This is a genomic window from Pseudomonas coleopterorum, assembly GCF_900105555.1.
GTDB lineage: Bacteria > Pseudomonadota > Gammaproteobacteria > Pseudomonadales > Pseudomonadaceae > Aquipseudomonas > Aquipseudomonas coleopterorum.
Window position 1 is genome coordinate 2731975 of the sequence record NZ_FNTZ01000001.1, and the last position, 20889, is coordinate 2752863.

General features: G+C 59.2%; 36 protein-coding genes. 11 read left to right on the forward strand and 25 right to left on the reverse strand.

Translation table 11 applies throughout. The features are described 5' to 3' along the window. Nucleotides 1–39: 39 nt before the first annotated feature. From BLV18_RS12015 to BLV18_RS12125, 23 genes are all read right to left on the reverse strand, one after another. The gene (locus tag BLV18_RS12015) at nt 40–1128 is read right to left on the reverse strand and encodes a phage head morphogenesis protein (protein ID WP_090357488.1); all 1089 of its coding nucleotides are present in this window, start codon (nt 1126–1128) and stop codon (nt 40–42) included. Further along, nucleotides 1100–2557, reverse strand: coding sequence for a DUF4055 domain-containing protein (locus BLV18_RS12020; protein ID WP_090357486.1), 1458 nt, complete (start codon nt 2555–2557; stop codon nt 1100–1102). The genes BLV18_RS12015 and BLV18_RS12020 overlap by 29 nt, the downstream gene beginning before the upstream one ends. Further along, entirely contained in the window at nt 2557–4044 is a 1488-nt protein-coding gene (locus BLV18_RS12025; RefSeq protein WP_090357484.1) for a terminase large subunit, read from the reverse strand. Before BLV18_RS12025 ends, BLV18_RS12020 begins: the two co-directional genes overlap by 1 nt. 1 nt (nt 4045) lies before the next feature. After that, nucleotides 4046–4567 (reverse strand): hypothetical protein, encoded by a 522-nt coding sequence (locus BLV18_RS12030; RefSeq protein WP_090357481.1) that lies wholly within the window; start codon nt 4565–4567, stop codon nt 4046–4048. A gap of 9 nt (nt 4568–4576) precedes the next feature. Then, nucleotides 4577–4822, reverse strand: coding sequence for a hypothetical protein (locus tag BLV18_RS12035; protein WP_090358778.1), 246 nt, complete (start codon nt 4820–4822; stop codon nt 4577–4579). A gap of 233 nt (nt 4823–5055) precedes the next feature. Further along, nucleotides 5056–5352, reverse strand: a complete 297-nt coding sequence (locus BLV18_RS12045; RefSeq protein ID WP_167375940.1) for a phage holin family protein — start codon at nt 5350–5352, stop codon at nt 5056–5058. Next, nucleotides 5349–5759: a putative holin gene (locus BLV18_RS12050; protein WP_244156857.1), complete on the reverse strand. Its 411-nt coding sequence runs from the start codon at nt 5757–5759 to the stop codon at nt 5349–5351. The genes BLV18_RS12045 and BLV18_RS12050 overlap by 4 nt, the downstream gene beginning before the upstream one ends. 6 nt (nt 5760–5765) lie before the next feature. Beyond that, nucleotides 5766–6020, reverse strand: a complete 255-nt coding sequence (locus BLV18_RS12055) for a hypothetical protein (RefSeq protein ID WP_090358786.1) — start codon at nt 6018–6020, stop codon at nt 5766–5768. A 113-nt stretch (nt 6021–6133) separates the two neighbouring features. Further along, nucleotides 6134–6715 carry a hypothetical protein gene (locus BLV18_RS12060; protein ID WP_090358788.1) on the reverse strand — a complete coding sequence of 194 codons (582 nt, stop codon included), beginning with the start codon at nt 6713–6715 and terminating at the stop codon, nt 6134–6136. After that, nucleotides 6712–7230, reverse strand: a complete 519-nt coding sequence (locus tag BLV18_RS12065) for a recombination protein NinG (protein WP_244156951.1) — start codon at nt 7228–7230, stop codon at nt 6712–6714. The genes BLV18_RS12060 and BLV18_RS12065 overlap by 4 nt, the downstream gene beginning before the upstream one ends. Next, on the reverse strand, nt 7193–7363 hold the full coding sequence (locus tag BLV18_RS22515; RefSeq protein WP_244156977.1) for a hypothetical protein: 171 nt from the start codon (nt 7361–7363) through the stop codon (nt 7193–7195). The genes BLV18_RS12065 and BLV18_RS22515 overlap by 38 nt, the downstream gene beginning before the upstream one ends. A 96-nt stretch (nt 7364–7459) precedes the next feature. Next, nucleotides 7460–7876, reverse strand: a complete 417-nt coding sequence (locus tag BLV18_RS12070) for a recombination protein NinB (RefSeq protein WP_090358792.1) — start codon at nt 7874–7876, stop codon at nt 7460–7462. Beyond that, nucleotides 7869–8480 (reverse strand): hypothetical protein, encoded by a 612-nt coding sequence (locus BLV18_RS12075; protein WP_090358795.1) that lies wholly within the window; start codon nt 8478–8480, stop codon nt 7869–7871. The genes BLV18_RS12070 and BLV18_RS12075 overlap by 8 nt, the downstream gene beginning before the upstream one ends. Beyond that, on the reverse strand, nt 8477–8710 hold the full coding sequence (locus tag BLV18_RS12080; protein WP_090358797.1) for a hypothetical protein: 234 nt from the start codon (nt 8708–8710) through the stop codon (nt 8477–8479). The genes BLV18_RS12075 and BLV18_RS12080 overlap by 4 nt, the downstream gene beginning before the upstream one ends. Then, nucleotides 8707–9003, reverse strand: a complete 297-nt coding sequence (locus BLV18_RS12085) for a phiTE_015 family protein (RefSeq protein ID WP_090358799.1) — start codon at nt 9001–9003, stop codon at nt 8707–8709. The genes BLV18_RS12080 and BLV18_RS12085 overlap by 4 nt, the downstream gene beginning before the upstream one ends. Next, nucleotides 8996–9244, reverse strand: coding sequence for a phiTE_015 family protein (locus tag BLV18_RS12090; RefSeq protein ID WP_090358801.1), 249 nt, complete (start codon nt 9242–9244; stop codon nt 8996–8998). The genes BLV18_RS12085 and BLV18_RS12090 overlap by 8 nt, the downstream gene beginning before the upstream one ends. A gap of 324 nt (nt 9245–9568) precedes the next feature. Further along, nucleotides 9569–10273 (reverse strand): replication protein P, encoded by a 705-nt coding sequence (locus BLV18_RS12095; protein WP_090358803.1) that lies wholly within the window; start codon nt 10271–10273, stop codon nt 9569–9571. Beyond that, complete coding sequence (locus tag BLV18_RS12100; protein ID WP_208598856.1) at nt 10270–11070, reverse strand: DnaT-like ssDNA-binding domain-containing protein; 801 nt, start codon at nt 11068–11070, stop codon at nt 10270–10272. The genes BLV18_RS12095 and BLV18_RS12100 overlap by 4 nt, the downstream gene beginning before the upstream one ends. After that, entirely contained in the window at nt 11067–11306 is a 240-nt protein-coding gene (locus BLV18_RS12105) for a hypothetical protein (RefSeq protein ID WP_090358805.1), read from the reverse strand. Before BLV18_RS12105 ends, BLV18_RS12100 begins: the two co-directional genes overlap by 4 nt. After that, nucleotides 11303–12109 carry a Rha family transcriptional regulator gene (locus BLV18_RS12110; RefSeq protein WP_090358808.1) on the reverse strand — a complete coding sequence of 269 codons (807 nt, stop codon included), beginning with the start codon at nt 12107–12109 and terminating at the stop codon, nt 11303–11305. Before BLV18_RS12110 ends, BLV18_RS12105 begins: the two co-directional genes overlap by 4 nt. 85 nt (nt 12110–12194) lie before the next feature. After that, nucleotides 12195–12443: a hypothetical protein gene (locus BLV18_RS12115; RefSeq protein ID WP_090358810.1), complete on the reverse strand. Its 249-nt coding sequence runs from the start codon at nt 12441–12443 to the stop codon at nt 12195–12197. Between the two features lie 19 nt (nt 12444–12462). Further along, nucleotides 12463–12654 carry a hypothetical protein gene (locus BLV18_RS12120; protein ID WP_090358812.1) on the reverse strand — a complete coding sequence of 64 codons (192 nt, stop codon included), beginning with the start codon at nt 12652–12654 and terminating at the stop codon, nt 12463–12465. Nucleotides 12655–12683: 29 nt separating this feature from the next. Continuing rightward, entirely contained in the window at nt 12684–12869 is a 186-nt protein-coding gene (locus BLV18_RS12125) for a helix-turn-helix domain-containing protein (protein ID WP_090358813.1), read from the reverse strand. 98 nt (nt 12870–12967) lie between these two features. Between BLV18_RS12125 and BLV18_RS12130 the strand changes: the two genes are divergently transcribed. Further along, the gene (locus tag BLV18_RS12130; protein ID WP_090358815.1) at nt 12968–13633 is read left to right on the forward strand and encodes a LexA family protein; all 666 of its coding nucleotides are present in this window, start codon (nt 12968–12970) and stop codon (nt 13631–13633) included. 6 nt (nt 13634–13639) lie between these two features. Here BLV18_RS12130 and BLV18_RS12135 read toward each other — a convergent pair whose 3' ends face one another. Next, nucleotides 13640–14383, reverse strand: coding sequence for a VRR-NUC domain-containing protein (locus BLV18_RS12135; protein WP_139211018.1), 744 nt, complete (start codon nt 14381–14383; stop codon nt 13640–13642). Nucleotides 14384–14661: 278 nt separating this feature from the next. On the opposite strand from BLV18_RS12135, the gene BLV18_RS12140 reads away from it, so the two are divergent. The 3 genes from BLV18_RS12140 (at nt 14662) to BLV18_RS22230 (ending at nt 16058) form a co-directional block, all read left to right on the forward strand. Continuing rightward, nucleotides 14662–15036 carry a hypothetical protein gene (locus BLV18_RS12140; protein ID WP_139211019.1) on the forward strand — a complete coding sequence of 125 codons (375 nt, stop codon included), beginning with the start codon at nt 14662–14664 and terminating at the stop codon, nt 15034–15036. 220 nt (nt 15037–15256) lie between these two features. Continuing rightward, nucleotides 15257–15397, forward strand: coding sequence for a hypothetical protein (locus BLV18_RS22380; RefSeq protein ID WP_167375941.1), 141 nt, complete (start codon nt 15257–15259; stop codon nt 15395–15397). A gap of 220 nt (nt 15398–15617) precedes the next feature. Then, nucleotides 15618–16058 (forward strand): hypothetical protein, encoded by a 441-nt coding sequence (locus BLV18_RS22230; RefSeq protein ID WP_139211020.1) that lies wholly within the window; start codon nt 15618–15620, stop codon nt 16056–16058. Between the two features lie 54 nt (nt 16059–16112). On the opposite strand, the gene BLV18_RS22385 is transcribed toward BLV18_RS22230, so the two are convergent. Further along, nucleotides 16113–16253: a hypothetical protein gene (locus tag BLV18_RS22385; RefSeq protein ID WP_167375942.1), complete on the reverse strand. Its 141-nt coding sequence runs from the start codon at nt 16251–16253 to the stop codon at nt 16113–16115. 35 nt (nt 16254–16288) lie between these two features. Here BLV18_RS22385 and BLV18_RS12145 point away from each other — a divergent pair, with 35 nt between their 5' ends. From BLV18_RS12145 to BLV18_RS12175, 7 genes are all read left to right on the forward strand, one after another. Next, nucleotides 16289–16717: a hypothetical protein gene (locus BLV18_RS12145; protein ID WP_090358822.1), complete on the forward strand. Its 429-nt coding sequence runs from the start codon at nt 16289–16291 to the stop codon at nt 16715–16717. After that, nucleotides 16714–16905, forward strand: a complete 192-nt coding sequence (locus tag BLV18_RS12150; protein ID WP_090358824.1) for a hypothetical protein — start codon at nt 16714–16716, stop codon at nt 16903–16905. Before BLV18_RS12145 ends, BLV18_RS12150 begins: the two co-directional genes overlap by 4 nt. Continuing rightward, nucleotides 16902–17123 (forward strand): hypothetical protein, encoded by a 222-nt coding sequence (locus tag BLV18_RS12155; protein WP_090358826.1) that lies wholly within the window; start codon nt 16902–16904, stop codon nt 17121–17123. Before BLV18_RS12150 ends, BLV18_RS12155 begins: the two co-directional genes overlap by 4 nt. Then, nucleotides 17120–17578, forward strand: a complete 459-nt coding sequence (locus tag BLV18_RS12160; RefSeq protein ID WP_090358828.1) for a hypothetical protein — start codon at nt 17120–17122, stop codon at nt 17576–17578. Before BLV18_RS12155 ends, BLV18_RS12160 begins: the two co-directional genes overlap by 4 nt. A gap of 75 nt (nt 17579–17653) precedes the next feature. Then, entirely contained in the window at nt 17654–18466 is an 813-nt protein-coding gene (gene bet / locus BLV18_RS12165) for a phage recombination protein Bet (RefSeq protein WP_090362256.1), read from the forward strand. After that, a complete protein-coding gene (locus BLV18_RS12170) occupies nt 18463–20100 on the forward strand; it encodes a YqaJ viral recombinase family protein (protein WP_090358830.1) in 1638 nt (545 codons plus the stop codon). The genes bet and BLV18_RS12170 overlap by 4 nt, the downstream gene beginning before the upstream one ends. Next, the gene (locus BLV18_RS12175; protein ID WP_090358832.1) at nt 20097–20828 is read left to right on the forward strand and encodes a hypothetical protein; all 732 of its coding nucleotides are present in this window, start codon (nt 20097–20099) and stop codon (nt 20826–20828) included. Before BLV18_RS12170 ends, BLV18_RS12175 begins: the two co-directional genes overlap by 4 nt. Nucleotides 20829–20889: the final 61 nt, after the last annotated feature.

Genomic DNA, 20889 nt, shown 5'->3' on the forward strand with positions numbered 1-20889 from the left:
TTGTCCCCCTGGGACTGGTGTGCCGGCTCAGCCAGCGGGTCAGATGCCTGCGCGCTCGAACGCCAAAGGCTCTAGGGCCTTCATCTGCTCGAGGTTCAGCGGTTTGAAGTTGCGGTCGAGCTGGAGCTCGGAGAATCGTTCGGTGGTCAAGCCGCCATTGCGGAACAGGGCGCCGCGGGCCTTGCCGATGGCCTGATCCTGGAATGCTGCAGGCTGCTTCTTGAGCCACTCGTAGTAGGTGAGGTCAGCACTGACCTGGCCTGGCCCGTCAGCGCCTTTCGAAGCGCGCGTGGCGCCTTGAGCGAACAACTCGCTGAGCCTGGTCACCATAACGAAGGTGGTTCGGCAGTTCGGATGGAATGGCGGCCGAGGCCCCGAATCCACCGGGAACGTCTTGCCGTCTAGCGTCCTGCAGATCTGACTGGTCTTGCTGTCGAGTGTGGCCACCAGCTCGATCCTGGTCACGATGTCGGTGTTGGCCTTGGCCGTCTCCATGCGCGCCTGGGTGGCAACGTGCTGGATGGATGTGCGCACCACCGTCGTCGCGTTGCGGTCTGTGACAGCCAGGATTCCATCTGAATACTTCAGCGCCTTGGTGCCGCGAAGGCGCTGAATGATCTGGCTGTTGGTCTGCCCTTCGAAGAATCCCTGCCGGATCGCACCGGTTACCCGGTTGCGCTCGGCAGTGGTCCAATCCTTGATGAAGGGCTCCAGAAGCTTGCCGCCATCTGCCCCACGAATGCTCAGAGGGTTGGTGAGGATCGCTGACCTGATTGCAGCCGCCGTGGGCACCACTGCTTCGACGCTCACGGTGATAGGTGCTGCCTTGGTCAGATTGGTCGCCTCGAACTGGGCCTCATAATTGGCAAGGTCCACCAGGTCAAGCGTCAGCTGATCCGTGAATCGGCCGAAGATACCCAAGAGCAGAGCGCCTACCTCGTCCAGCAGCCTATTGAGCCGCTCAATCGTGTAAGTGCTCAGGTCACCACGATTGAGCCGCTGGCGTAGCGATCGGTCGATCTCCTTGAGGAATGGGGCAAACTTCTCCACTTCCGAGGCTTTCAATCGCTCCAGAAAGACGGCGTTGCGGATCGTGGCATCAAGTATTGCCTGCTGCTGCTCCGTCATCTTCGTCTTCCTCATCATCCAGGCCCAGGCTTGCCGTTTCAGCCTCAAGCTCGCCACGGATCTGGTCGTCGGTCTTCTCTGGGTTGATCACGCCGCGATCGCGCAGGTACTGCCAGAAGTCGGCAGCCGGTAGGCGCCCGCCCTGCACAGCATTGAACAGCGCAGAGAGGATGGTCGCGTCCAGGGTGATCTGGCTGAAGTCCTGGTTGAGCTTGTACTCAGCCTCACCGGACAGGCGCATGAACTGCTGCATCCAGGCCAGGCACTGGGTGTAAGCCTCGCTTACGTTGCTGACGACCAGCGACAGCACGCTGTGCTCAGCGGCGCTTTCGTTGTCGGCCTGCGTGGCAGTCTTCACTGCGCTGCCGCGTTCGATCAGCCGGGCGCCCAGGGCAACCATCTGGCTTTCCTTGGCGTCCATGGCCTCCTTGGCCAGTGTGTTGGGTTGAGCCTGCAGCATGCCGCATGTGCCATTGGCAGGTAGCAACCACGGCGCACGCGCACCGAGGTAGATCCCAGTCTCTTCCAGGTGATCCCGCCACTGCTCGTCCAGGCCCGCCATCCACGGCTGAGGCTGACCGACCAAGTAGCTGGCCTCCTCGTAGTCGGCGCTGTTGCGGTAGTGGCCGATGTTGATCTCGGCCATGTCGTACAGCGGCGCGTCGTCAATGCTGGAATCGTTGTTCTCGCTGCCCACGAAGATGAACGGAATTACCCGCCATGGTTGACCTGCACCATCGAGCGGGGTTTGCACCTCGGTCGCCGCAGTCCAGCCACCCTCTTCGTCCCAAAGCTCCTGCTGATAGACGCCCTCATCAGTCAGGCGCAGAACCCGGTATTGGTCTTTCGCCTCAACGCCGAAACCATCCTCGGTTTCTTTGTCGACCACTTCCTTGAGCACGACCAGGCTCAGCAGGTACTGACCGCCAACCTTGCGAGCCTTCCAGTTGATGATCGACTCAGCGACGTAGCTGGCAACGGTTGGCCGGATACCGCTGGCAACGCTGTCAGCGACGCTCACAGCGCCTGATTCAACCGTGGGGTAGTCAACCAGCAGGCCGTGACGGCCAACCTCCAGCAGATGGCCAATGACGGCTTGGGACTGCTGGTAGATGCTCACGCCCTGGCCATCCACGTCCTTTGCGACGTAGTCGAGCGCGGCCGGAACAGTCAATGTCGGCCAGGTGCGGAAGACTGCACCCACAAGGCTGTTCTTCGTGCGGCCGGTGGCGTTGTAGAACACGGAACGAGCGATGTAGCTCAGGTACCGCGCCTTGTTGTCGTCCGATGTATCGCCCGGGTTTGGTCGGGGCAGGTACAAATCGCCGCGGTGCTTTACAGTTTCGGAGCCCTTGCAGACGTCACGCACCAAGCGCCAACGCGATTGGGCGCCGTCGTATTCGGTGCGTTTGAATTGGACGTCTGGCATCAGCGTGCGAATCCCATCTTGATTGATTTGACCGGCTTGCGGGCGCTCTTGGCGACAGCGAAGTACCGGAAGGCGTCAGAGCCGTGCGAGGTCCAGTCGTGAAGCGGTTTGTCTTTCCAGCAGCCACGCTTGTCGTCCCACTCCTTGCGGTAGTTTTCCAGGCACGCGATACCCTCCTCGCATTTGGATTCGTCGAACGCGCAGTGGGGAAGGATCTCGCGGACCTGCTCGATACCGTCGTTGATGCCGATCTTCGGCACCACCTGGAACGTCATGCTGTATTTCTGGCCGTCGATCTCATAGCCCTCGCGGGCCAGTTCCCGCCGGGTCTTGGCATCGCTGCCAAACTCGCGGTTGTCGATGTCGTGCGGCCCCCAGTGCTCGGAGTAGGTGTACCCCTTGTCCTTCAGCACCTTCATGTAGTGCCGCAGGCCCTCGCCGCTGTTCTCGTAGTAGTCGATGAGGTGGTACTGCTCGCCCACCTTGCGCACGAACCAGATAGCCGTGGAGTCGCTCACACCGATGTCCCAGAAGGTCATCACCGGCAGGTGTCGGTTGTCCGGGATCACACCGATGCGCTGATCGGTGTAGAGCTTGTTGAACTGCTGGGCGTAATACGCGCCCTCGATCGACTGCTGGAACGCCTCGGCCGGTATCGACGGGTATTCCCGTTTCATGTCGTCGCCCAGCGTCCGCTCTTTGGCTGCGTACCAGGCGCGCTGACCGGGGTTGGTGACAATGCCGTGCTTGGCGCAAAGCTCGTCGAAATACTTGGTCAGCCGGTCCGGGATGATCGCGGTAGAAGGGTCGAGCCAGTAGCCCTGATTCTTCCACCAGCTGAAGAAGAAAAACTTCCAATCCAGCTGACCCAGCGGGACGCCGGAAAGGTGCTGCTTCTCGGCAGCCTGGCTGTAATCGAAGAAGTAGCCCGCCCTACCCTCTGCGGTCGACTCGATCGTGACAAAGCATTCAGCGGCCACCGCCTCGAACGCACCAGTGACTATCTCGCGCGCTTTGTGCGGATACTTGGCGCAGATCTTCCCGAACTCGGAAACGTGCAGGTAGCGCAGTGTGCCGCCCCGGAACGAGGTGCTGACGTAGATCGATCCGCCCTTGCTGAACACCAGCTCGCCGGCAGCGTCGTTGCTGGCCGGGTTCGCTGCCTTGATCTCGTTCGGCAGGTTGTCGTAGGCGTACTTCACCTTCTCCCGGAACAAGCGCTTGGCGTCGTTCAGGGTGTGAGCAATCAGGGCGCACTTCGCAGACTCAAACAGTGCTGCATCCAGCTGGATGATGCAGCACTCAGTGGTGAAGCCGAGCTGTCGAGCCTTGAGGATGATGTTGCGAGTGTGGATACCCTCGAAGTACTCGACCTGCTCGTCCGTCATCCGGAAGCGGACCTTCTTGCCCTGCTTGTCCGTGATGAAGTAGAGGTTGTTCAGTCGCCAGCGCTTGTCCCGGAGCAGCTTCAGATGCTCGGGCTTCATGTCAGGCTTCCTTCGATAGCTCGTCCATCAGAGAGGCCAAGGTATCAACTGTCTTGTCGCCCTCCTCGGTGTCGAGGTTATAGGCCTGGCGTTCGCCCTTGATGACCTTGAGCTGGGCGTCGACGCCAGCATTGAGCGAGCGGGAGAAGTCGCCGAGGTTGTCTTCGGTCACTTCGATCTCTTGCAGCGCGGCGCTGAGCTTGTTTGCAATGCCACGCCACTGAGCCAAGTCGATCCGGTGAGCCAGCACGACGGCAGCAACCTTGTCGGATGCCTCATCAATTATCTCAGCTTCGGTTACCAGTGGGTCTTGGTAACCCTTTGTGGTAACCGCATCGGTAACCTTGCGCTTGGCAGCAGCACGCACCTTGTCGGTGAGGTCGCGAGCCCATCCTTCCTTCTTGGCTCGCTTGGCTATCGCTACGTGAGAGATGCTGTTCTCTTCGGCGATGGCTCGAACCGAAAGCGACCCGGCCCGGTAGGCACGTTCAATCGCCTCCCAGTCGGGTTGCTTGGTTGTCATGGGTAGTCCTTAATCTTGGGTTTCCAGCAGTACATCAATCAGCTTCTGCTCACCCAGGCGCATAGCACCCAGGCACTGCAAGTCGTCGCACTTTGGCCCGAGGCCGAACACGGTCACCTCTCCCTTTGGTCCGATGAGGGTAAGCGTGCCTACGCTGCACTCTGGATGCACACCAGCATCAAGGTCATCGGCGATCTTGCGGAGGGTCTTGGCGGCGTCACGCCACCCCTCTCGGCTAAACTCAACGATCTTCATGCGCCCCCCCCCTTTTCAGCCACTCTTGGATGATCCGCTGTATCACCGGCTCAGTGAGGATGTGCGAGGGCTTTCTACCTTCTGCTACATCGGTGAGCAGCGCTACGGGGATTACGTGAGCGCCATCCGCTGCATGGACGAGCAAGTGGGGCCGATGGTCGGCTATGTCGTGGACTTCGGCCATATTTACTCCGCGCCACGAAATGGCTGTGATGAATTTGTGGCGCGCGAGATCAGAAGGCGAACATGCGCGCGACGTTTCCTTTCGCCCTGGTGATCAGGATGAACAGGATGCCGAAGATGAGGGTGTTGTAGATCGATACCACCGGCCATTCCCCGTACATGAGGATGCGGCCGACGATGGAGAGCCATTGCTGGCCCATCAGCGAAGCCAGGCCGAAGGCGCACAGGCTTGGCAGGAAGTGATACCTGGACCCGGCCCTTTTGTACTTGAAGGCGATCATGAACGCGATGCCGCCACAGAAGATGGCTTGGAGCATGGCGACGATCTGGGTTTCGAGCGTGATCATTCTGGTTCCCTCTTGCCGGGTCGCAGGCTCCAGATCCATTGCAGCCACTTGGGTGGCGTGCCGGTCTCGAACGCTTCGATCAGGCTTATGCAGGTGGCGACACAGAACAGACCTGCCACGAACGAGGAAAATCCCGAGGTTTTCGTCCACGCCAGGGAAAGCAGCTCAGCGGCACCGAAGTATCCGCCCACCCATCCTACGATCAGGTAGCCGATGCGCTGCCAGGCGCTGATGTCCTTGGCGAACAGGATGAAAAAGAACGCCCCGCCGAATGCACCCACAACAGACGATAGGTCGACGCCTGGGAACATGCTGGCGATGGTGATACCGGTTCCGCCAACAATCACCGGCGCTGCTGCGGTTGTCATTGCATCAGCCATATCGTTGCCTCTAACTTCATTGGGCATGCCTATCTACCACGGCTTAGGTCGTGCCCAATGCATGCCGGTGGCGAAGCTGTATAGGGCGAAAATGATGATTGCGGTACTGAGGATGGTGCAGAGCAGAGTGACCCGATCGGTCTCGTGCTCTGTGTCCCGGTTCCTTTTCAGGCCCTGGATGATGAACAGCACGCCGAGGAACACGTTGGCGCTGATGTCGCGCTGCATGGTGTAGCTCATGAGCGCCATGGCGAATGCGAGCAGGCTCCAGCAGGTGGACCTGGACATAACCGCTCCAAATTCCGGGCACAAAAAAGCCCGGAGGTTTGTCCGGGCTCGCTGTGTTTGCCAGAGGCAAAATATTAACTATGGCGAAATGATGCCGCCAGCCGTGCGGGAAGTCAAGCAGCGTCTTTCATCTGGTAAATCACGGCTCCAACTGGACTCAACGCCATGCGATCCAAGTCTTCGCAGCACTCGAATGTCAGGGTGATCACCGGCTCCCAGTCGCGCGCCCATGCACAGGATTCGATCCTCACCCCATACTCGGCCATCAGCCACGAGCGAAACCCCTCAGGCTTGATCAGCGGATCCTCATTGGCCGACTGCCCGCCCTGGTGCATGTAGCAGTACCGGCGCATCACCCCCTTGACCACGTACTCGAGCTTTTCACGCTTCGCCGCGGTCATCCGCTTGGACTTCGAAACGACCATGCCGAAAACCAGTTCCTCTGCTGCCTCTCGGATATCGTCATCCCGGTTGGCGGCGTACATGAACTCTCCGAACAAACGAACCTGCGGATGAAGCCTGGCGATGGCTGACTGGATGTGTCCTGCCAGTGCACCGTGCATCGCGTGATTGGCTGTTGGCCCGCGCTCGGTCTTTTGCACCACCACACCCAGCTGGACGACGTCCGAGGTCTGGCCGGGAGCGGGGTTGTAGGTGCAGTCATGCCAGGCCTGGCGTGCTGAGTTGATGTTCATGCCGACTCCCTCCCCTTCAATTCTCGAATCAGCGCTCGGTAGTGCGCCTTGATCTCTTTCAACTGTTCGATGGTGTAGCGCTGGGGCTCATGAGGCCCTTCGATCCAATCCACCCTCTCGGCGCCGATGCGATGCATCAGGTTGATCCGGTAGTTCACGATGTCGCCGGACTTGTGGTTGTTGCAGGGCGCGCATTGCTTGTGGACGTTCAGCGGCTCGAAGCGCAGCTCGGGGCTGGCTGCGACCGTGCGGTAATGCCCGGCGTGGTATTGGCCTTCGTGGTGACGGCCACAGCTCACACAGGGCAGGCCTGCATCACGGAGACGGATCCACTCGTTGAATACGGTTTGCGTCTCCTTGAGGTGGTCCGCCCTGCTCTTCAGCTTCTCCTTGCGGACCTTGATCTCGCGGCGTTCGCGCTGCTCGAACGACTTCCGCTCGGCGGCCTGCTTCGCACGAACGATCACCACAGCGCAGTCAGGGCTGCACCAGATCTGAAAGCTCTTCGTAGGCACGAATGAGGCCCTGCAGGTAGCGACCTTGCACTTCTTCGGACGAGGTCTCTTGGTTGTGAGCGTCATAGCGCTTTCCTCGCGGCACGCTCGACTTCCGCCTTGTGTTCTCGCCGTCGGCGATCAAGCTCAGCAATGGCCTGAGCTCTCCTTCGCTCGATGAGATGGCCTGTAATGACACCGATGACGACCGCCACGAAAACGACGATCCAGAATTGTTCTGCGGCGCTCATCAGTAGCGACCCCCATAGTTATCTTGGGCCGCCCAGCGGACGCCCTCTTGGCTGCCGAAAGCCTCCACCCATGTGATCAGGCTGGCGCACTGAGATACGCTGAGCTTCGAGGTGTGCTCGAAGATCATGTCGATGCCGTGACCATCCAGAGCCGGAACCAGCATCGGAGAGTGCCCGGCCTCCCTGAGCCAGGCCGCGGTGCACAGCCGCTTCCACACGTCGACCGACAGCGTTTGGCCGTGCCATTTCACTTGGGCTGCGATCTGGCTCAGCAGCTTATGGAGCAGCTTGTTCTGCTCGCCACTGCGGTCCAGGTCCTTGATCACGATCTTCTTGGGCTTGGTGAAGTCGGTGCCGTCGAGGAAGCCATTGAGCCGGCTGGTGTCGGCGCGACTACGCATGATGATCTCAGTCATGGCCGGACTCCTTGCTCATGGCGGCGTCGATGGACGCATCAAGAGCCGAGTCCGCATCTACGAAGGGACCAGGCATAGGCTCCTCGCAGATGACGCGGTAGCCGTCGATCGTGGCAACGCAGTAGGCGCCGTTTCGCAGGTGGCGGTAGCGCTCGGCATCCTTGCGCAGCGCCTCGACCTCGGCCTTGAGCTGGTCGCGCTCGGCGATAACGGTTTGCAAATTCTGAGGTGTACCGATCAAACCTTTGCCGTCGCACTCAACGCACTTATCCATATTCGGCTCTGGCGGGTCCATGTGGCCGAAGTAGGAGTAGCTGCCAGTGAATATTTCACCTTCGCCGCCGCAATCCGGGCAGGTGCAAAGGTATGCGCTGATCACCTCAACTTCAGAAATCAGATCCAGCACGGCGGCAGGGTTGGCGGCGGCGATGAACTTCAAATTATCCGGATGCTCTGCGTCATGGCAGATGTCGCTGCCATCGAAGGTTTCCATCAGGTGCTTGGTGTAGCCGTCTTCGAGCCAGTACAACTCGTTGGCTTCGGTCGACCATGGCCCAGGCGTCGCAGCCTCAGCCAGCCGCTTCAATTCGCTGTAGTCGGTCACACATCACCTCGCATAATCCGATCGTGCTTGACCAGTGCCTTAGCCTGGCTGGCGATCTTCCGGCGCCGGCCCATGCCGGAGGCGGCCACGTTGGCCCAGATTTCCCAAGCCTTGGCATGGCGGTTCAGCACGTCGAGTGCCTGCCCTACCCGGCCAATGTGCTGCTCGACGGCTCCGCGGCGGATCGTGCAGTCGATGCCGCGCAGGTGGAGCTCTTGGAAGACGTTCATGGCTTCCACCCCAACCCCTCGGCCTCTACGGCCTGGATGCAGTATCGAATGGCTTGGTTCCAGTCCAGGTTGACCCCAGATTGCTGGGGCATCTGAACCATCACAGCGGCACGCGAGGCCTGCCAAGCCATGAGCCCCAAGCGCAGAGCCGGATCGGCATAGGTGCCATCGTCTCGCGTCCAGGCAAGATTCTTTTGCGCCTGATCGCGGACGCCCTTACCCAGCAGCTCAACCATCGAAGCCAAGTACCAAGCTTCGAACTCTTCACGCATCTTTTCGCTGAAGTCAGCCATGGAGAGCGTCCTCAGGTTCAAAGTCAGCAAGGTGAGCAAGAAATTCTTCTTGCTCCCGTAGTTGGTTTTTCAGCAGCGCTTCGTAGGAGGCCTGCCATGCCGACCAACTGGTATTGAGATGATGCTTGTGACGGCCGGCGTACCAATTGCGCTCGCGAACGATCCGGATTACCCGGTTCTCACGCGCAGCATCGGCAGTGATCCACTCCTCGAACTCATCACGCATCTTGTCGCTGCCCATTACTTCACCTCCGCCATAGGCCAGATACTGCGAGCCGTGGCGAGGGCCTCGGCGTAGTCCATCGGTTCTCCACCCATGCGGAATGGGTTGTAGCCCGGGACGGTTACTTGCCAGCTGCGATTGGTCATGGGCGGGCCTCCGAGAGGTTCCACTTCGCGCGATATTCAGCAATGAACTCAGCTGAAAATGCCGAGACCCAGCCGCATTGCTGGCAGCTGAACTGGCGTCCGTTCCAGCTAGTGCGCGGCATGGTCCTGCAGCGTTCGCCGCCGCAGTACGGCGTGTAGCCCGAACGTGTCATCAGGTTTTCTCGAACGATGCTCATCACGAAGCCCTCCGCTTGCCAAATTTCGCCATCAACAACGCACGCGCCGAGGCGCCGTCCGCTGGTATGCCTTGCTGAATGATCCGCTCACGCGCCTGCCGATCTGCTCGCTCACTGGCCAGCTCAAGCTCGCTCTTCTGGCTGTCGTGGCCGATGCCGGTCAGGATCTTGCCGTCGAGTGGCTGGCCTTCCTGGGCGCGGCGTAGGATCACTTCGTAGTTGCGGTCGAAGCGCTGGCGCAGTCCCTTGTCGTCCTGCTTGGCGCCGCGCAAATCGAACAGGCCGGTGGCCTTGGCTGCCAAGTGGACGGCTTCATGGCTGTAGGTGCCCATCAGCGCTTCGATCCATGCGTCAGCCACTGGCGGCATGCCGAAGTCTTCCGGGCTAGGTTTGCACAGGGCAATGAACTCGCCGACGCTCGGGGCGAATGGCTTCTTGGCCTTGCGGCAGTTCTGGATACCGAACTCGATCTGCTCGAGCGAGCGGATACCCTCGGCGGCGAAACCCTTGATCCATTCTTCCTTGGCAGCATTCAGCGCTTCGGTGGATGGCCATGCCTGGCGCCAAGCCGGGAAGATCCCACGCAGCTTGCGGAACAGTGCATTGACGACCTCGGTAGTTTCCGGGCAGACGGGCATAGCCTGGGTGGGCTCGACCGCCGGCAGATTCGTGGCTGCTGCCATCAGCTGGTTCACGGACTTCATGTCTTCACCACAAGGCCATCAGCCCATGAGGTGTCGTCGAAGTCAGGTTCGCTGGTCTTGCGCACAGGGAACGGATGGATGCTCGCTCCAGCGGCGCCAGTGGCCGTGTCGCGCTTGATCCACTTCACCAGTAGGCTGACCCATGCCTGCTGCGTCTCGAAGCGTCCTGACGCAGCGTAATGGCAAACAAACGCGCCGATTGCCTCATGGTTGAACAGGGACACGGCCAGGCCCATGCGCTTGGCAAAGGCTGCCAGCAGGCGGGTATCGGGCTGCCACTCAAGTGTCATTTCGCAAGGCGACTTTGGGTCGACCGGCTCGGACAAATTTTCATCGCTCGCGCGTAGTGTGTTGTGTTGATCTTCTCCTATTCCCTTCCCTTCCCTTCCGGGGTCGAGCGATCGACGACCAGTCGACGACTCCTCGACGAATTGTCGGCGACCACTCTCCGACTCGTCGTCGAATGCAGCGGGAAAAGCAGGGTGTTTGAAATTCTTCTTCTCGATCTTCTGGTGCTTCCAGCCCATGACATGCAAGTACTGCTTGCCCTCGGCGGTGTAGCTGCAGGTCAGGCTTGCAGCCTCCAATTGATCGAGCAGCGCGCTCACCTCGTCGGTGGTGATGTCGTCGCCAGGGAAGACCAGGGCCTTGATTGTCCGGGGCGATAACGGGTGGTTGCCGCCGTCGTCACAGAAATTCCAGATGCCAATAAAGAGCAGGCGCGCCAGCGGGCTGCAGGACATTACCTGCTCGCTCGACCAGAACTCAGGTTTGACGGTACGGATGCGGGCCATCATTGGGCCTCCAGTTTTGCTATAAGGTCGCGAGTGCTGCGCTCAATGGCGAGCCGCTCTCCTTCCGGCATTTGGTTGTAATAGAACAAGGCGCGATGCAGGCTCTTAGCTGCATCAAGCAGTTCTGGGTAATCGGAGTAGTCGCCCATATGAGCGCTTGTGATACGGCCGCCCGCCAGCAGCATCCCGAGCCTGATAGGAGCGGTAGCGCCTTCGATAACCACGGTTACACGACTCATAGGCGACCCTCCCCTATAAGTTCCACCAGCTCAGCGAAGCGCTCGACGTACCAGTGAGGCTGGGTTTCGCGAGGGCTATTTGGACTGGTCAGGTTCTTGCCGAAATGGAGGCCCTTTTCAGTGATCGACCAGAATTCGACGACGCCGCGTTTGGCGCTGTTGCGCTGGCACTTCTTGATGATTCCACGTGACTCAAGGTGACGATTGAATACCCTGGCAGTGCTTCGGATGCCCTGCTCTTTCAGCAAGTCGGTCAAGGGGAGGGTTCGCATGGACGAGCCGCCAGTTGCGTCTGGGGCTGCATCAATGGCATAGCCTGGTAAGAAGCTGGACTCCAGGCCGTTATTTGCAGCGATCCGGTTCAGCATGGCCATCTGGCTGGAGGGTGATGGCTTGAGCAGGCGCGTGTAGCACTCGAAGATCGCTATCTCGCCGTTTACCTTGGCGCCGTTGATCTTCTTTGGCGGAGTAACCGCCTGCTCTTCAAGTTCACGCAAGCGGCGAATGACCTTGTGCCGCAGCGGGACGCTGTAGCCAGTGACGAGCGTCTCCGTCAGCTCGCGGTCGAGGTTGAAACACGGCAGTAAGCGCCCTGATCCATCGAGATAGCTGCCCCCAAAACTGGGGTCAGTGATCTTGAGCTCAGTGAGCATATTGCGGATGTCGCGCATGACGTGGTCGTGCCGCTTCCCAGTCAGTTTTGCGATCTCCCGCGACGACATAGTGCGCGCCACGTTTTCATCACCATCATTTTGTGGCGCGGGACTGCTTAGGCCCTTGGCTTTTCTGTTGGATTCGGTCATTATTCACCTCACAGAGTTGTAACGAATGCAGTACAAAGAACCACCTGGCCGGGTGGTTTTTTTTCGTCTGCGGTTTGTGGCAGAGCTATTCGGGGCCTTCATCAGTCCCTCCCTCCCCCTTTTCAGGGCCTGTCGAGTTCTTTGCAGGCGCTCGCTTTGCTACTGGCAGGTTGCGGATTTTCCCTGCCCCCTTTGGCCTGGTCTTCTCGAAGAACCGTTCTGCGCCAAGCTTTGCGGCCAGTTCGTCGGGCGTCATGCCTTCGGCTTTGGCCAGCCGTTCAAGCTTTTCGTAGAGACGAGCGAGGATCCCATGGCTGATGGTTGTTTCAGGCACGTAGCCTCCTTCAGGGACTTCAGCCCACTTGTTGGTTAGCGGTAACATCGCGCTCAACGATGCTTTCCAGCTTCTCCTCGACGCACATGCGCACGAACACGGCGAGCTGCAGCTTGTGCAGGCGCGCTACGGCCTTGAGGGCCTCGTAGGTTTCGTCGTCGTAGCGGGACTTGATCTCCCGGTCTTTCAGGTGGCGTGGCTCGTCGTACATGTGTTGCTCCTTGTGGCTGATGAAGTGGTTTAAGCGGCAGATTTGTTAATCGATTCTTCGTACAGGGCTTCCACGGCCTTGCCGGTTTCGTACTTCACCCCAGCGCCTTTGCTGGCACGGTGGATAGTCGGCTGCGTGGTACCTACGCGATCGGCGACGGCTTTTTGGGAGAAGCCGTGCGCAAACAGACTGTTCAGCATTTCTTGCACGGTCATTTTCGTGCCTCCGATACGGCGTTGTATTGATCGCATGATACGCAGGCGTATTAGCGAAGGCAATACACTCCCGCAATACGTTTTTCTATTGGTGTCGAATGAGCATTGGGGATCGAATAGCTTCGGAAATGGGCGCTCGCGGCTGGAGCGAGGGCGAGCTGGCGCGTCAAGCCAACGTGACGCAACCGACGGTTCACAGGATTATCACTGGAGAATCGCGATCACCCAGAAGAGACAATGTTGAAAAGATTGCGAAAGCTCTTCGGGTCTCCAGCAAATGGCTTTGGGACGGCGGGACTGCCGAGGATAGGGTTTCGGCGGACTTCAACGTGGAGCCTGTAGCGAGCCCCACTCGATATCACGAATACCCCGAGATAAGCTGGGTACAGGCTGGGATGCCAATGGAAGTTGAAGAGTTAGCCAACATAGCGAATTGCGAGAAGCACCCATCTGACGCCTGGGCGGGGCCGCGTGGCTTTTGGTTGAAGGTTCGCGGACCTTCGATGACGTCGCAGGGAGGTATATCTTTTATTGAGGGGATGGTGATTTTGGTTGCGCCAGACTTTGATATAGAAACAGGAAATTATGTTGTCGCAAGGATGATCGATACCGATGAGGCCACCTTCAAGCAGTTTATATGGGACTCAGGTCGCGCTTATCTGAAGCCATTAAACCCCGCCTTCCCAACCGTAGAGGTCGATGACACATGGGTGATAGTTGGGAAGGTCGTCGACGCCAAGTGGCCTAGGTCAATATTAGGCTGATGAATTTCAGGCCCTGATCAGTCGCAGCAGCCTAAAGTTCAGACCCAGTGCTATCAGCGTAGGGATTGTGACTCGCTGATGTGCTGTCAGGCGGTCTTGGACTTTTACCTCGACCAGCAGCACCTGGCCTTCTTTCACCAGCTCCAGGTCCGGCCATCCATTCGATAAAGATCCATCATACCTGGAGTATATCTCCAGCAGACTGTGCCAGAAACTAACTGGCACAGCCTCAAGGAACTGTTTAACGCTGGCCTTACCGGATGGCGCTTTAGGCCAGACTGCTCCTGACTCAAAGCAGATTTTTTCAAAGTCGCGCTGAACACTATCTGCTTCGCTAATCCTATCGTTAATCAGGCCGTGCATAGCAGCCATTGCCGCCGCATCAACACGCTTTTCATTCCTAATTATCCCGTCAATGCCAACAGCGGTCATGGGAACCAGATAGTGGATGGCGTGCAGGAATGGCGTGGCTCGATCCCCGATGCCCTGATAGGGATTTCGGTCGATCAAATACGGCAGGATAAGAGCTCGGAATATCGATCTGATTGTGTTTCCCTCCGTATGCTCGCCACACCACCCCTCGCTCTTCATCAGACCTAGCGCTGCATTTTCTGGGGATCCAGAAAATGGAATCCCCACCCTCTCTTCGCAGGGGCTCCATTGCCGTCCGGCCCCTGGAAGTGGCAACGGCGCCGTATCGGTTCCGCGCCAATAAACCCCCTGACCTGCTTTTTCCTTACCGCAATCCATGCCATGCCCGCCTGCTCATTCCTGGGGAGGCAGACTCTCATCAAAAATAATACGCAGGCGTATTGACGCAATCGATACGCTGACGTATTGTTCACCCATCGAGACGCAACAGCCCCTCACGAGGCCCTCAGCGGATCGGTCCGCTCTTTAACAATCCGCGCAACACGAACAAAGACGGCACCGCCTCTACGGCGACCGGAGATCAGATAGCCCCGAAAGGCTACCAACGCGAGGCGCACCTCGACGGCTGACTAGAGCGAAAGGCTCGAACCGAGTGAATGACCCGCTATGCGGTGCCAGCGGAAACCGAACGATTTACTGAAGCGCCTGGGCGACCGGGCGCTTTGGAAATCAACGGAGGCACGACCATGCAATGCGACTGCAAAGACAAATACCTTGAGGCCGTAAGGGAGCACGTGGTTGCTCGAGCTCCACAAGGCAGCGAAGGGTTCGAAATCGAGTTGGCCGGCTACGGCATGACCTTCGGTGACGATGGAGTTAACTGGATTTTCAAGGTCGACGTGAAAGGCGAGTACAAAGCTCCCAAGAAGGCCGGCGGGATGAAATCGGTGAAGGTCAACACTTTCATATCGGCAAACTTCTGCCCTTTCTGCGGTGTGAAATCCAAGGCGGATGAAGCTGAGGCCGCCTGACCCACCCGTTGGCATTCGCAAGAGTGCCCATCGGGGTGTGATCTGGCGTTTGCCTCGCTTGGGACAGGGGTGCCCTGCGTGCGGGGTGCTGTCGACAAGGTAGCGCTGCTGAAATCGACGTAAGTCTTTCGGGTTCGAATCCCGGCCAGATCACACCACCGATGCGGACGATTCTGCGGCCTATAACCGCCCACCTGCATCACCCCAACCGGAGAACGACATGCTCCTACTGATCCTGATCGGCGCAGCGCTCAGCCATGCGCGGCCAGAACCGCCTCCTGAAAGCGGCCTGCCAACCGATCCGCTGCGCATCCATCGCGAGCGCTGGCGAACACCCATCGGGCCACGATCATTCTGGTGATCAGTGTCCCGCCAAAAACTCCTGACTCTGAGAGATCGGAATTGGAAAGCCCGGGTATTCTCGGGCTTTCGCCTGCACCACCTGCACGGCCTGCGGTTTTCTGCTGGTCCTGCACCCACTCCAACCCACACGACCGCATCGGCGGGTGCCAGGCTGGCTATTCACGCCCAGCTTGGTCCCTGTTGCCTGGCATCCGACCAATGCGGTCAGAGGATCACTCATGGAACCTGGATATTGCGAAGGTGAAGCCTGCGGTCGTGAAGGCTGCGCGGGCGTTATCGGCGAGCACAAGGTTATGAACTGCAGTTGTCACATCAATCCCCCCTGCGGGGCATGCACCGCGCCACGCGGCTACTGCGAGGCTTGCGGATGGGAAGAGTCGGAAGAACCAGCTCCCGAGCCACAGCCATTAAGCCAGAAGGAAAAGGATTTTTGGAAAGCGCAGGCCGAAGAATGGGAGCGACTTAGGAATGCCCCGCTGGATAACACGAAGGTCAGTTGGCGCTATGCCCCGCATACCAACGCCTCAATGATCAAGGAAGGCGTATACCCCGTAAGCATGAGCCGCGAAGAGGTTGAGCGAGAGGTAACTGGCACCTTCGGTGGCCGGTTCGAGCGTTTCGGCAACGGCCACTTCAAGTACATCGCCTACACCGACTAACCCACCGAGGACCCCACCATGGCCAAACGATTGGAGAAACTTCCGCGCCGCCGTTCACGCCAAGCTTGGCCACGGTCGGCGGTCCAGCAGTGCTTTGACGTTGCATTCAGCCACACCGCGCGAGCGCGCAGCTTCATGGTCGCTTGCGACTTCAAGTACGCCCAGCAGTGCCTTGCGGATGCTGCGCACGCTCATGAATTGGCGCGGCAGATGCTCAGGAGTATTCGCGCATGAACGCACTTCAGATCGCCCAGGCGGAGTATGACAACCGCCTTCCCGCGCCGGTCAACGAAGACCTGGTCGAAACCGAATGGTTGGAAGCCAGCGCTGAGCGCCTCATGGACGGCCAAGCCGTCGAGTGGGGCTATCGCAAGGCTGACAAAGGCCAGGTCACTCCGGACGAGTTTGCTACTGCTGTGCAGGCGCACCTGGTCGACCGTCAGATCGCCGGCGAAGACCAGCGCGACGCCTTCGCCCGACTGGTGATCGCCAATCTCGTGTGGGGCACGCGCTTCGATGGACGGGCCAACGCTGAATACCTGATGGGCAGCCGTACCGCGCTGAAGGGGATCGCCATGGACCTGCTGCGGCCACACGCCGAGCGCGCCGTTGAGCTTGATCAGCAGTGGCAGCGCGAATCAGAGGAGTGCGGATTTTGAGCGTCCACTCGAAGCTTTCCACAATGCTCGACGAGCTGCAGCACCCTTCGACTCCACCCCATTACGAGGGCTACGTCGAGCGGAAGATCGTCCAGGCGCTCGAAGAGCAGGCGATCGACGTCGAGGACTTCCATTACTACTGCGTTCGGTTCCGCAAGGTCTGCGGACAGCGCAAGGAGGCAGCATGAGTACTGCACCGGTCAAATCCCTGGTCGACGAACAAATCGAAGAACTGCCCGCTCACATGGCCATTCCAGACGATCGGGTGTTGATGGTCTTCAAAGGCCTGACCATGTGGGATGCGATGCAGGCCGCCGAGCGCGCCCACATCTCTAATCCCCAGGCATGGAGCCGCAGGGCCTGCCTGTGTGGTGAGTGGACGCTGAGCTATGAGGTGCGAGCATGAAAATGGAAACCAAACTTGGTGTTCTGAAAGGCGCCTGCCTCAACCATCAGCTTGTAGGCAGCCGCATTACCTGCAACCCGCCGCCCACCAACACAGATCAGGATGTGCTTGTTCTCACGGACAAAGACCTCTTTGAGACGCACCTCAAGCCAAGACTTGTTGAGCACAATTTCGACAATGACGGCAGTGACTGTGGGGATATCAGCGAGTACTTGGGCGAGGAAGAGCTCACTTTTCAGTCTTTCTCTCACGGCGATCTGAACCTGATCATCACTTTTAGCGATCAGTTTTACAGGCGCTTCTTGGCAGCTACTTCAATAGCCAAACTGCTGAACATCATGCCGAAAGATCACCGGATTGCGCTGTTTCAGGCGGTCCTTTATGGGAACAGCTACACCCCGCTGCCTTTCCATATGCCGCCTCCAGCGCCTTGGGCGGAAAACCCACCCGCCTGATGCAATAACCCCTTCCCCATTCAATCGCAGCGCCCCGGTGACGGTATGGCGCAAGGAGCAACCGTGTCCGCACTAATCAAACAAGCCGAGCATATGCCGGCCATGTCCGAGGACGCTCTTGTAGAGGTTCTCAGCGGTAGCCTTTACCCCGGTGCTGCTCGCAACTCGGTCGTGATGGTGCTTGCCTACTGCAAGGCAGCTCAACTTGATCCGATGTTGAAGCCGGTGCACATCGTACCGATCTGGAGCAAGGCAGCCGGGAAGATGGTGGACACCGTAATGCCCGGTGTTGGCCTGTATCGCATTCAAGCGGCACGCACCGGCCAGTACGCAGGTATCAGCGAGCCGGAATATGGTCCGCCCGTCAGCCTCAAGCTAGGCAATGTCGATGTGACGTTTCCAGAGTGGTGCCGCGTTACGGTCAAACGGCAGATGAGCAATGGTTTGGTGGCAGAGTACACCGCCAACGAGCGCTGGCTTGAGAACTACGCCACAGCAAGCAGAGACTCCGCAGCGCCGAATGCGATGTGGAAAAAGCGCTCATACGCCCAGCTTGCGAAATGTGCAGAAGCACAAGCACTTCGCAAGGCTTTCCCAGAGGTAGGGTCGGTACCAACTGCCGACGAGATGGAAGGCAAGGTCTTCGAGGAAGGGCCTCGCGAGGTCGCTTCTCAACGTCAACCTGAGCAGCCTATAGAGGCCGAACCGCTTGAAACCTACCCAGACGCCAAGCTGCAGGAAAACCTGCCGAAATGGCGGGCTGCAGTCGAGGCTGGTCGCTCATCTCCTGAACACCTGATTGCAACTGTGAGCAGCAAGTACACGCTCACCCAAGAGCAGACCGACACCATCAATCAGCTCAAGCCCATCGAAGGTGAAGCCGCATGAAAATTCATAACGTAGCTCAGGGCTCAGCTGAATGGCATGCTCTGCGCGCCCAGTACCGAACTGCTTCTGAAGCCCCGGCCATGATGGGCGCTTCGAAGTACCAAACCCGCACCGAACTGCTGAGCATGAAGAAAACCGGCATCGTGCCGGAAGTGACCGTCCAGCAGCAGCGAATCTTCGACCGCGGTCATGCCACCGAGGCGCTGGCCCGGCCAATCGTCGAAGGTCGCATAGGCGAAGACCTGTTCCCGATCGTGGGCACCAGCGGCAACCTGCTCGCGTCTATGGACGGCGCAACGATGCTTGGTGAGATCCTCTTCGAACATAAGCTCTGGAACGAATCCTTGGTCGCCCAGGTGCGCGCAGGCCAGCTTGAGCCTCACTATTATTGGCAGCTGGAGCAGCAGCTTCTTGTAAGCGGTGCCGAGATGGTGATCTTCGTTTGCTCCGACGGGACGGAAGAGAATTTCGTATCGATGGAGTACCGCCCAGTGCCGGGCCGCGCTGAGCAATTAGTGGAAGGCTGGAAGCAATTCGAGGTGGACCTCGCCGCTTTCGAATCCGAGCCTGCCGCTGCCGTATCCGTTGGAGTATCACCAGAAAGCCTGCCAGCGCTGCGCATCGAAGTCACCGGCATGGTCACCGCTAGCAACCTTGAGCAATTCAAGGCTCACTCGCTGGCCGTATTCAATGGCATCAACACCGACCTGCAGACGGATCAGCACTTCGCTGACGCAGAGAAGACAATCAAATGGTGTGGTGATGTCGAGGAGCGCCTCGCCGCAGCCAAGCAGCACGCCCTGAGCCAGACCGAAAGCATCGACGCCCTCTTCCGCGCTATCGACGAGATCAGCGCGCAAGCCCGGGCGAAGCGCCTAGAGCTGGACAAGTTGGTGAAGGCGCGCAAGGTAGCCATTCGCGACGAGATCGTGATCAGCGCGGCCAAGGCTCTGCAGGACCATCTGGACAAGATCAACATTTCGTTCGGCGGCAAGGTGCGCATGCCTGTCGTCAAGGCCGACTTCGCCGGAGCCATCAAGGGCAAGAAGACCATCAGCAGCCTGCGCGATGCCGCCGACTCGGAACTGGCCCGGGCAAAGATCGAAGCCAGCCAGATCGGCGACGGAATCCGCGCAAACCTAGACAGCCTGCGCAGCCTAGCCAAGGATCACGCTTTCCTGTTCAACGACGCCCAGCAGCTGGTGCTTAAGGATAACGATGACCTGGTGTCGGTCATCAAGGTGCGGATCAACGAGCACGAAACCGCAGAAGCCAAGAAGCTCGAGGTTCAACGCGAGCAGATCCGCCAGCAGGAGTTGCAGCGTATCGCTGACGAGCAGGCCGCTGCGGCCATGGCCGCAGAGGTGAAGCCTGAGCCGGCAGCCGCGCCAGTGGCAGAGACTCCGAAACCCGCTGCCGTACGGCAGGTCACCGGATCCGCGAAGGTAGCGCCGAAGCCTACCAAGCTTGAAGCGCGGGTGACCGACCTTGAAGCGCTGGTGAAAGCCGTGGCCGCCGGCGAAGTCCCTATTGCGGTCCTTACAGTCAACTGGCAAGCCCTCGACGACTTGGTTGACGCCAAGGGCTCAGAATTCAGCATGCCGGGGGTGACCCTGGAGCAGGTGGCAGCATGATCAGCCTCGAGCTCAGCAGCATCCAACAGAAGGACACCGAACGCGCCTGGCTTGCTCGGGCGATGGCGGACTACGAAGCAGCGCGAGTGGTTGAGGTTGTACCCATCAGCCGCAGCCTGTTCAACCCGACTCCATTCAACAGCGAAAGCATCCAGTCCACCTCTGTGCGTTTTGATTGCCCAGCGGACGGGACACCTTCCCCGGCCCCGAAGCGAAACGCTGCTATCAAGGTGGCGAACAAAGCTCGCAAGAAAGCGTTCGAGGACGGTATCGCCGCGAAGCTGGTTGCCTACCTGGACGTAGGCCTGGTCGAGGCGGCAAAGGCTTTGGGCGTGTCTCAGCACCGCCTGAGCCGGATTGCCTCGGAGAACAAGATGGTCTTCGCCCGAAGCCACGAGGCGGAGCGCGCTCTCGATGCCAAGCTCGCTCCCCAGGTGCGCGAGATGTGCAACCAAGGCATGGGCCAGGTTGAGATTGCCGAAGCGCTGGGCGTGCGCCGTGGCCGCATCCGGCGGATCTCAACTGACTACAAGATCCGCTTCGGCACCCGCACCAAGATTGAAGACGAGTTGGCGATCGTCGCGAAGATCAAAGCTCTGCTTCCCAGCGGATGCACACGACGCAATGCGGCAGAACAGATCGGCATCACTCAGAAGGTCCTCTCTCGCATCGTCGACCAGTACGCCATCGACTTTCCTCTGCGCACGACGAAGCCGAGGAAGGGATGATCAAGCAGAAAGCCTGGCGTCGCCGTGTAGAGCAATTTCACATCCCGCCCAGCGGACTGAA

Coding starts and splice junctions, on each gene's coding strand:
- BLV18_RS12015 (WP_090357488.1), bottom strand. CDS start 1,128: ATGACGGAGCAGCAGCAGGCAATACTTGATGCCACGATCCGCAACGCC.
- BLV18_RS12020 (WP_090357486.1), bottom strand. CDS start 2,557: ATGCCAGACGTCCAATTCAAACGCACCGAATACGACGGCGCCCAATCG.
- BLV18_RS12025 (WP_090357484.1), bottom strand. CDS start 4,044: ATGAAGCCCGAGCATCTGAAGCTGCTCCGGGACAAGCGCTGGCGACTG.
- BLV18_RS12030 (WP_090357481.1), bottom strand. CDS start 4,567: ATGACAACCAAGCAACCCGACTGGGAGGCGATTGAACGTGCCTACCGG.
- BLV18_RS12035 (WP_090358778.1), bottom strand. CDS start 4,822: ATGAAGATCGTTGAGTTTAGCCGAGAGGGGTGGCGTGACGCCGCCAAG.
- BLV18_RS12045 (WP_167375940.1), bottom strand. CDS start 5,352: ATGATCACGCTCGAAACCCAGATCGTCGCCATGCTCCAAGCCATCTTC.
- BLV18_RS12050 (WP_244156857.1), bottom strand. CDS start 5,759: ATGCCCAATGAAGTTAGAGGCAACGATATGGCTGATGCAATGACAACC.
- BLV18_RS12055 (WP_090358786.1), bottom strand. CDS start 6,020: ATGTCCAGGTCCACCTGCTGGAGCCTGCTCGCATTCGCCATGGCGCTC.
- BLV18_RS12060 (WP_090358788.1), bottom strand. CDS start 6,715: ATGAACATCAACTCAGCACGCCAGGCCTGGCATGACTGCACCTACAAC.
- BLV18_RS12070 (WP_090358792.1), bottom strand. CDS start 7,876: ATGACTGAGATCATCATGCGTAGTCGCGCCGACACCAGCCGGCTCAAT.
- BLV18_RS12080 (WP_090358797.1), bottom strand. CDS start 8,710: ATGAACGTCTTCCAAGAGCTCCACCTGCGCGGCATCGACTGCACGATC.
- BLV18_RS12085 (WP_090358799.1), bottom strand. CDS start 9,003: ATGGCTGACTTCAGCGAAAAGATGCGTGAAGAGTTCGAAGCTTGGTAC.
- BLV18_RS12090 (WP_090358801.1), bottom strand. CDS start 9,244: ATGGGCAGCGACAAGATGCGTGATGAGTTCGAGGAGTGGATCACTGCC.
- BLV18_RS12095 (WP_090358803.1), bottom strand. CDS start 10,273: ATGAAGTCCGTGAACCAGCTGATGGCAGCAGCCACGAATCTGCCGGCG.
- BLV18_RS12100 (WP_208598856.1), bottom strand. CDS start 11,070: ATGATGGCCCGCATCCGTACCGTCAAACCTGAGTTCTGGTCGAGCGAG.
- BLV18_RS12105 (WP_090358805.1), bottom strand. CDS start 11,306: ATGAGTCGTGTAACCGTGGTTATCGAAGGCGCTACCGCTCCTATCAGG.
- BLV18_RS12110 (WP_090358808.1), bottom strand. CDS start 12,109: ATGACCGAATCCAACAGAAAAGCCAAGGGCCTAAGCAGTCCCGCGCCA.
- BLV18_RS12120 (WP_090358812.1), bottom strand. CDS start 12,654: ATGTACGACGAGCCACGCCACCTGAAAGACCGGGAGATCAAGTCCCGC.
- BLV18_RS12125 (WP_090358813.1), bottom strand. CDS start 12,869: ATGACCGTGCAAGAAATGCTGAACAGTCTGTTTGCGCACGGCTTCTCC.
- BLV18_RS12130 (WP_090358815.1), top strand. CDS start 12,968: ATGAGCATTGGGGATCGAATAGCTTCGGAAATGGGCGCTCGCGGCTGG.
- BLV18_RS12135 (WP_139211018.1), bottom strand. CDS start 14,383: ATGGATTGCGGTAAGGAAAAAGCAGGTCAGGGGGTTTATTGGCGCGGA.
- BLV18_RS12140 (WP_139211019.1), top strand. CDS start 14,662: ATGACCCGCTATGCGGTGCCAGCGGAAACCGAACGATTTACTGAAGCG.
- BLV18_RS22380 (WP_167375941.1), top strand. CDS start 15,257: ATGCTCCTACTGATCCTGATCGGCGCAGCGCTCAGCCATGCGCGGCCA.
- BLV18_RS22230 (WP_139211020.1), top strand. CDS start 15,618: ATGGAACCTGGATATTGCGAAGGTGAAGCCTGCGGTCGTGAAGGCTGC.
- BLV18_RS22385 (WP_167375942.1), bottom strand. CDS start 16,253: ATGAGCGTGCGCAGCATCCGCAAGGCACTGCTGGGCGTACTTGAAGTC.
- BLV18_RS12145 (WP_090358822.1), top strand. CDS start 16,289: ATGAACGCACTTCAGATCGCCCAGGCGGAGTATGACAACCGCCTTCCC.
- BLV18_RS12155 (WP_090358826.1), top strand. CDS start 16,902: ATGAGTACTGCACCGGTCAAATCCCTGGTCGACGAACAAATCGAAGAA.
- BLV18_RS12160 (WP_090358828.1), top strand. CDS start 17,120: ATGAAAATGGAAACCAAACTTGGTGTTCTGAAAGGCGCCTGCCTCAAC.
- BLV18_RS12170 (WP_090358830.1), top strand. CDS start 18,463: ATGAAAATTCATAACGTAGCTCAGGGCTCAGCTGAATGGCATGCTCTG.
- BLV18_RS12175 (WP_090358832.1), top strand. CDS start 20,097: ATGATCAGCCTCGAGCTCAGCAGCATCCAACAGAAGGACACCGAACGC.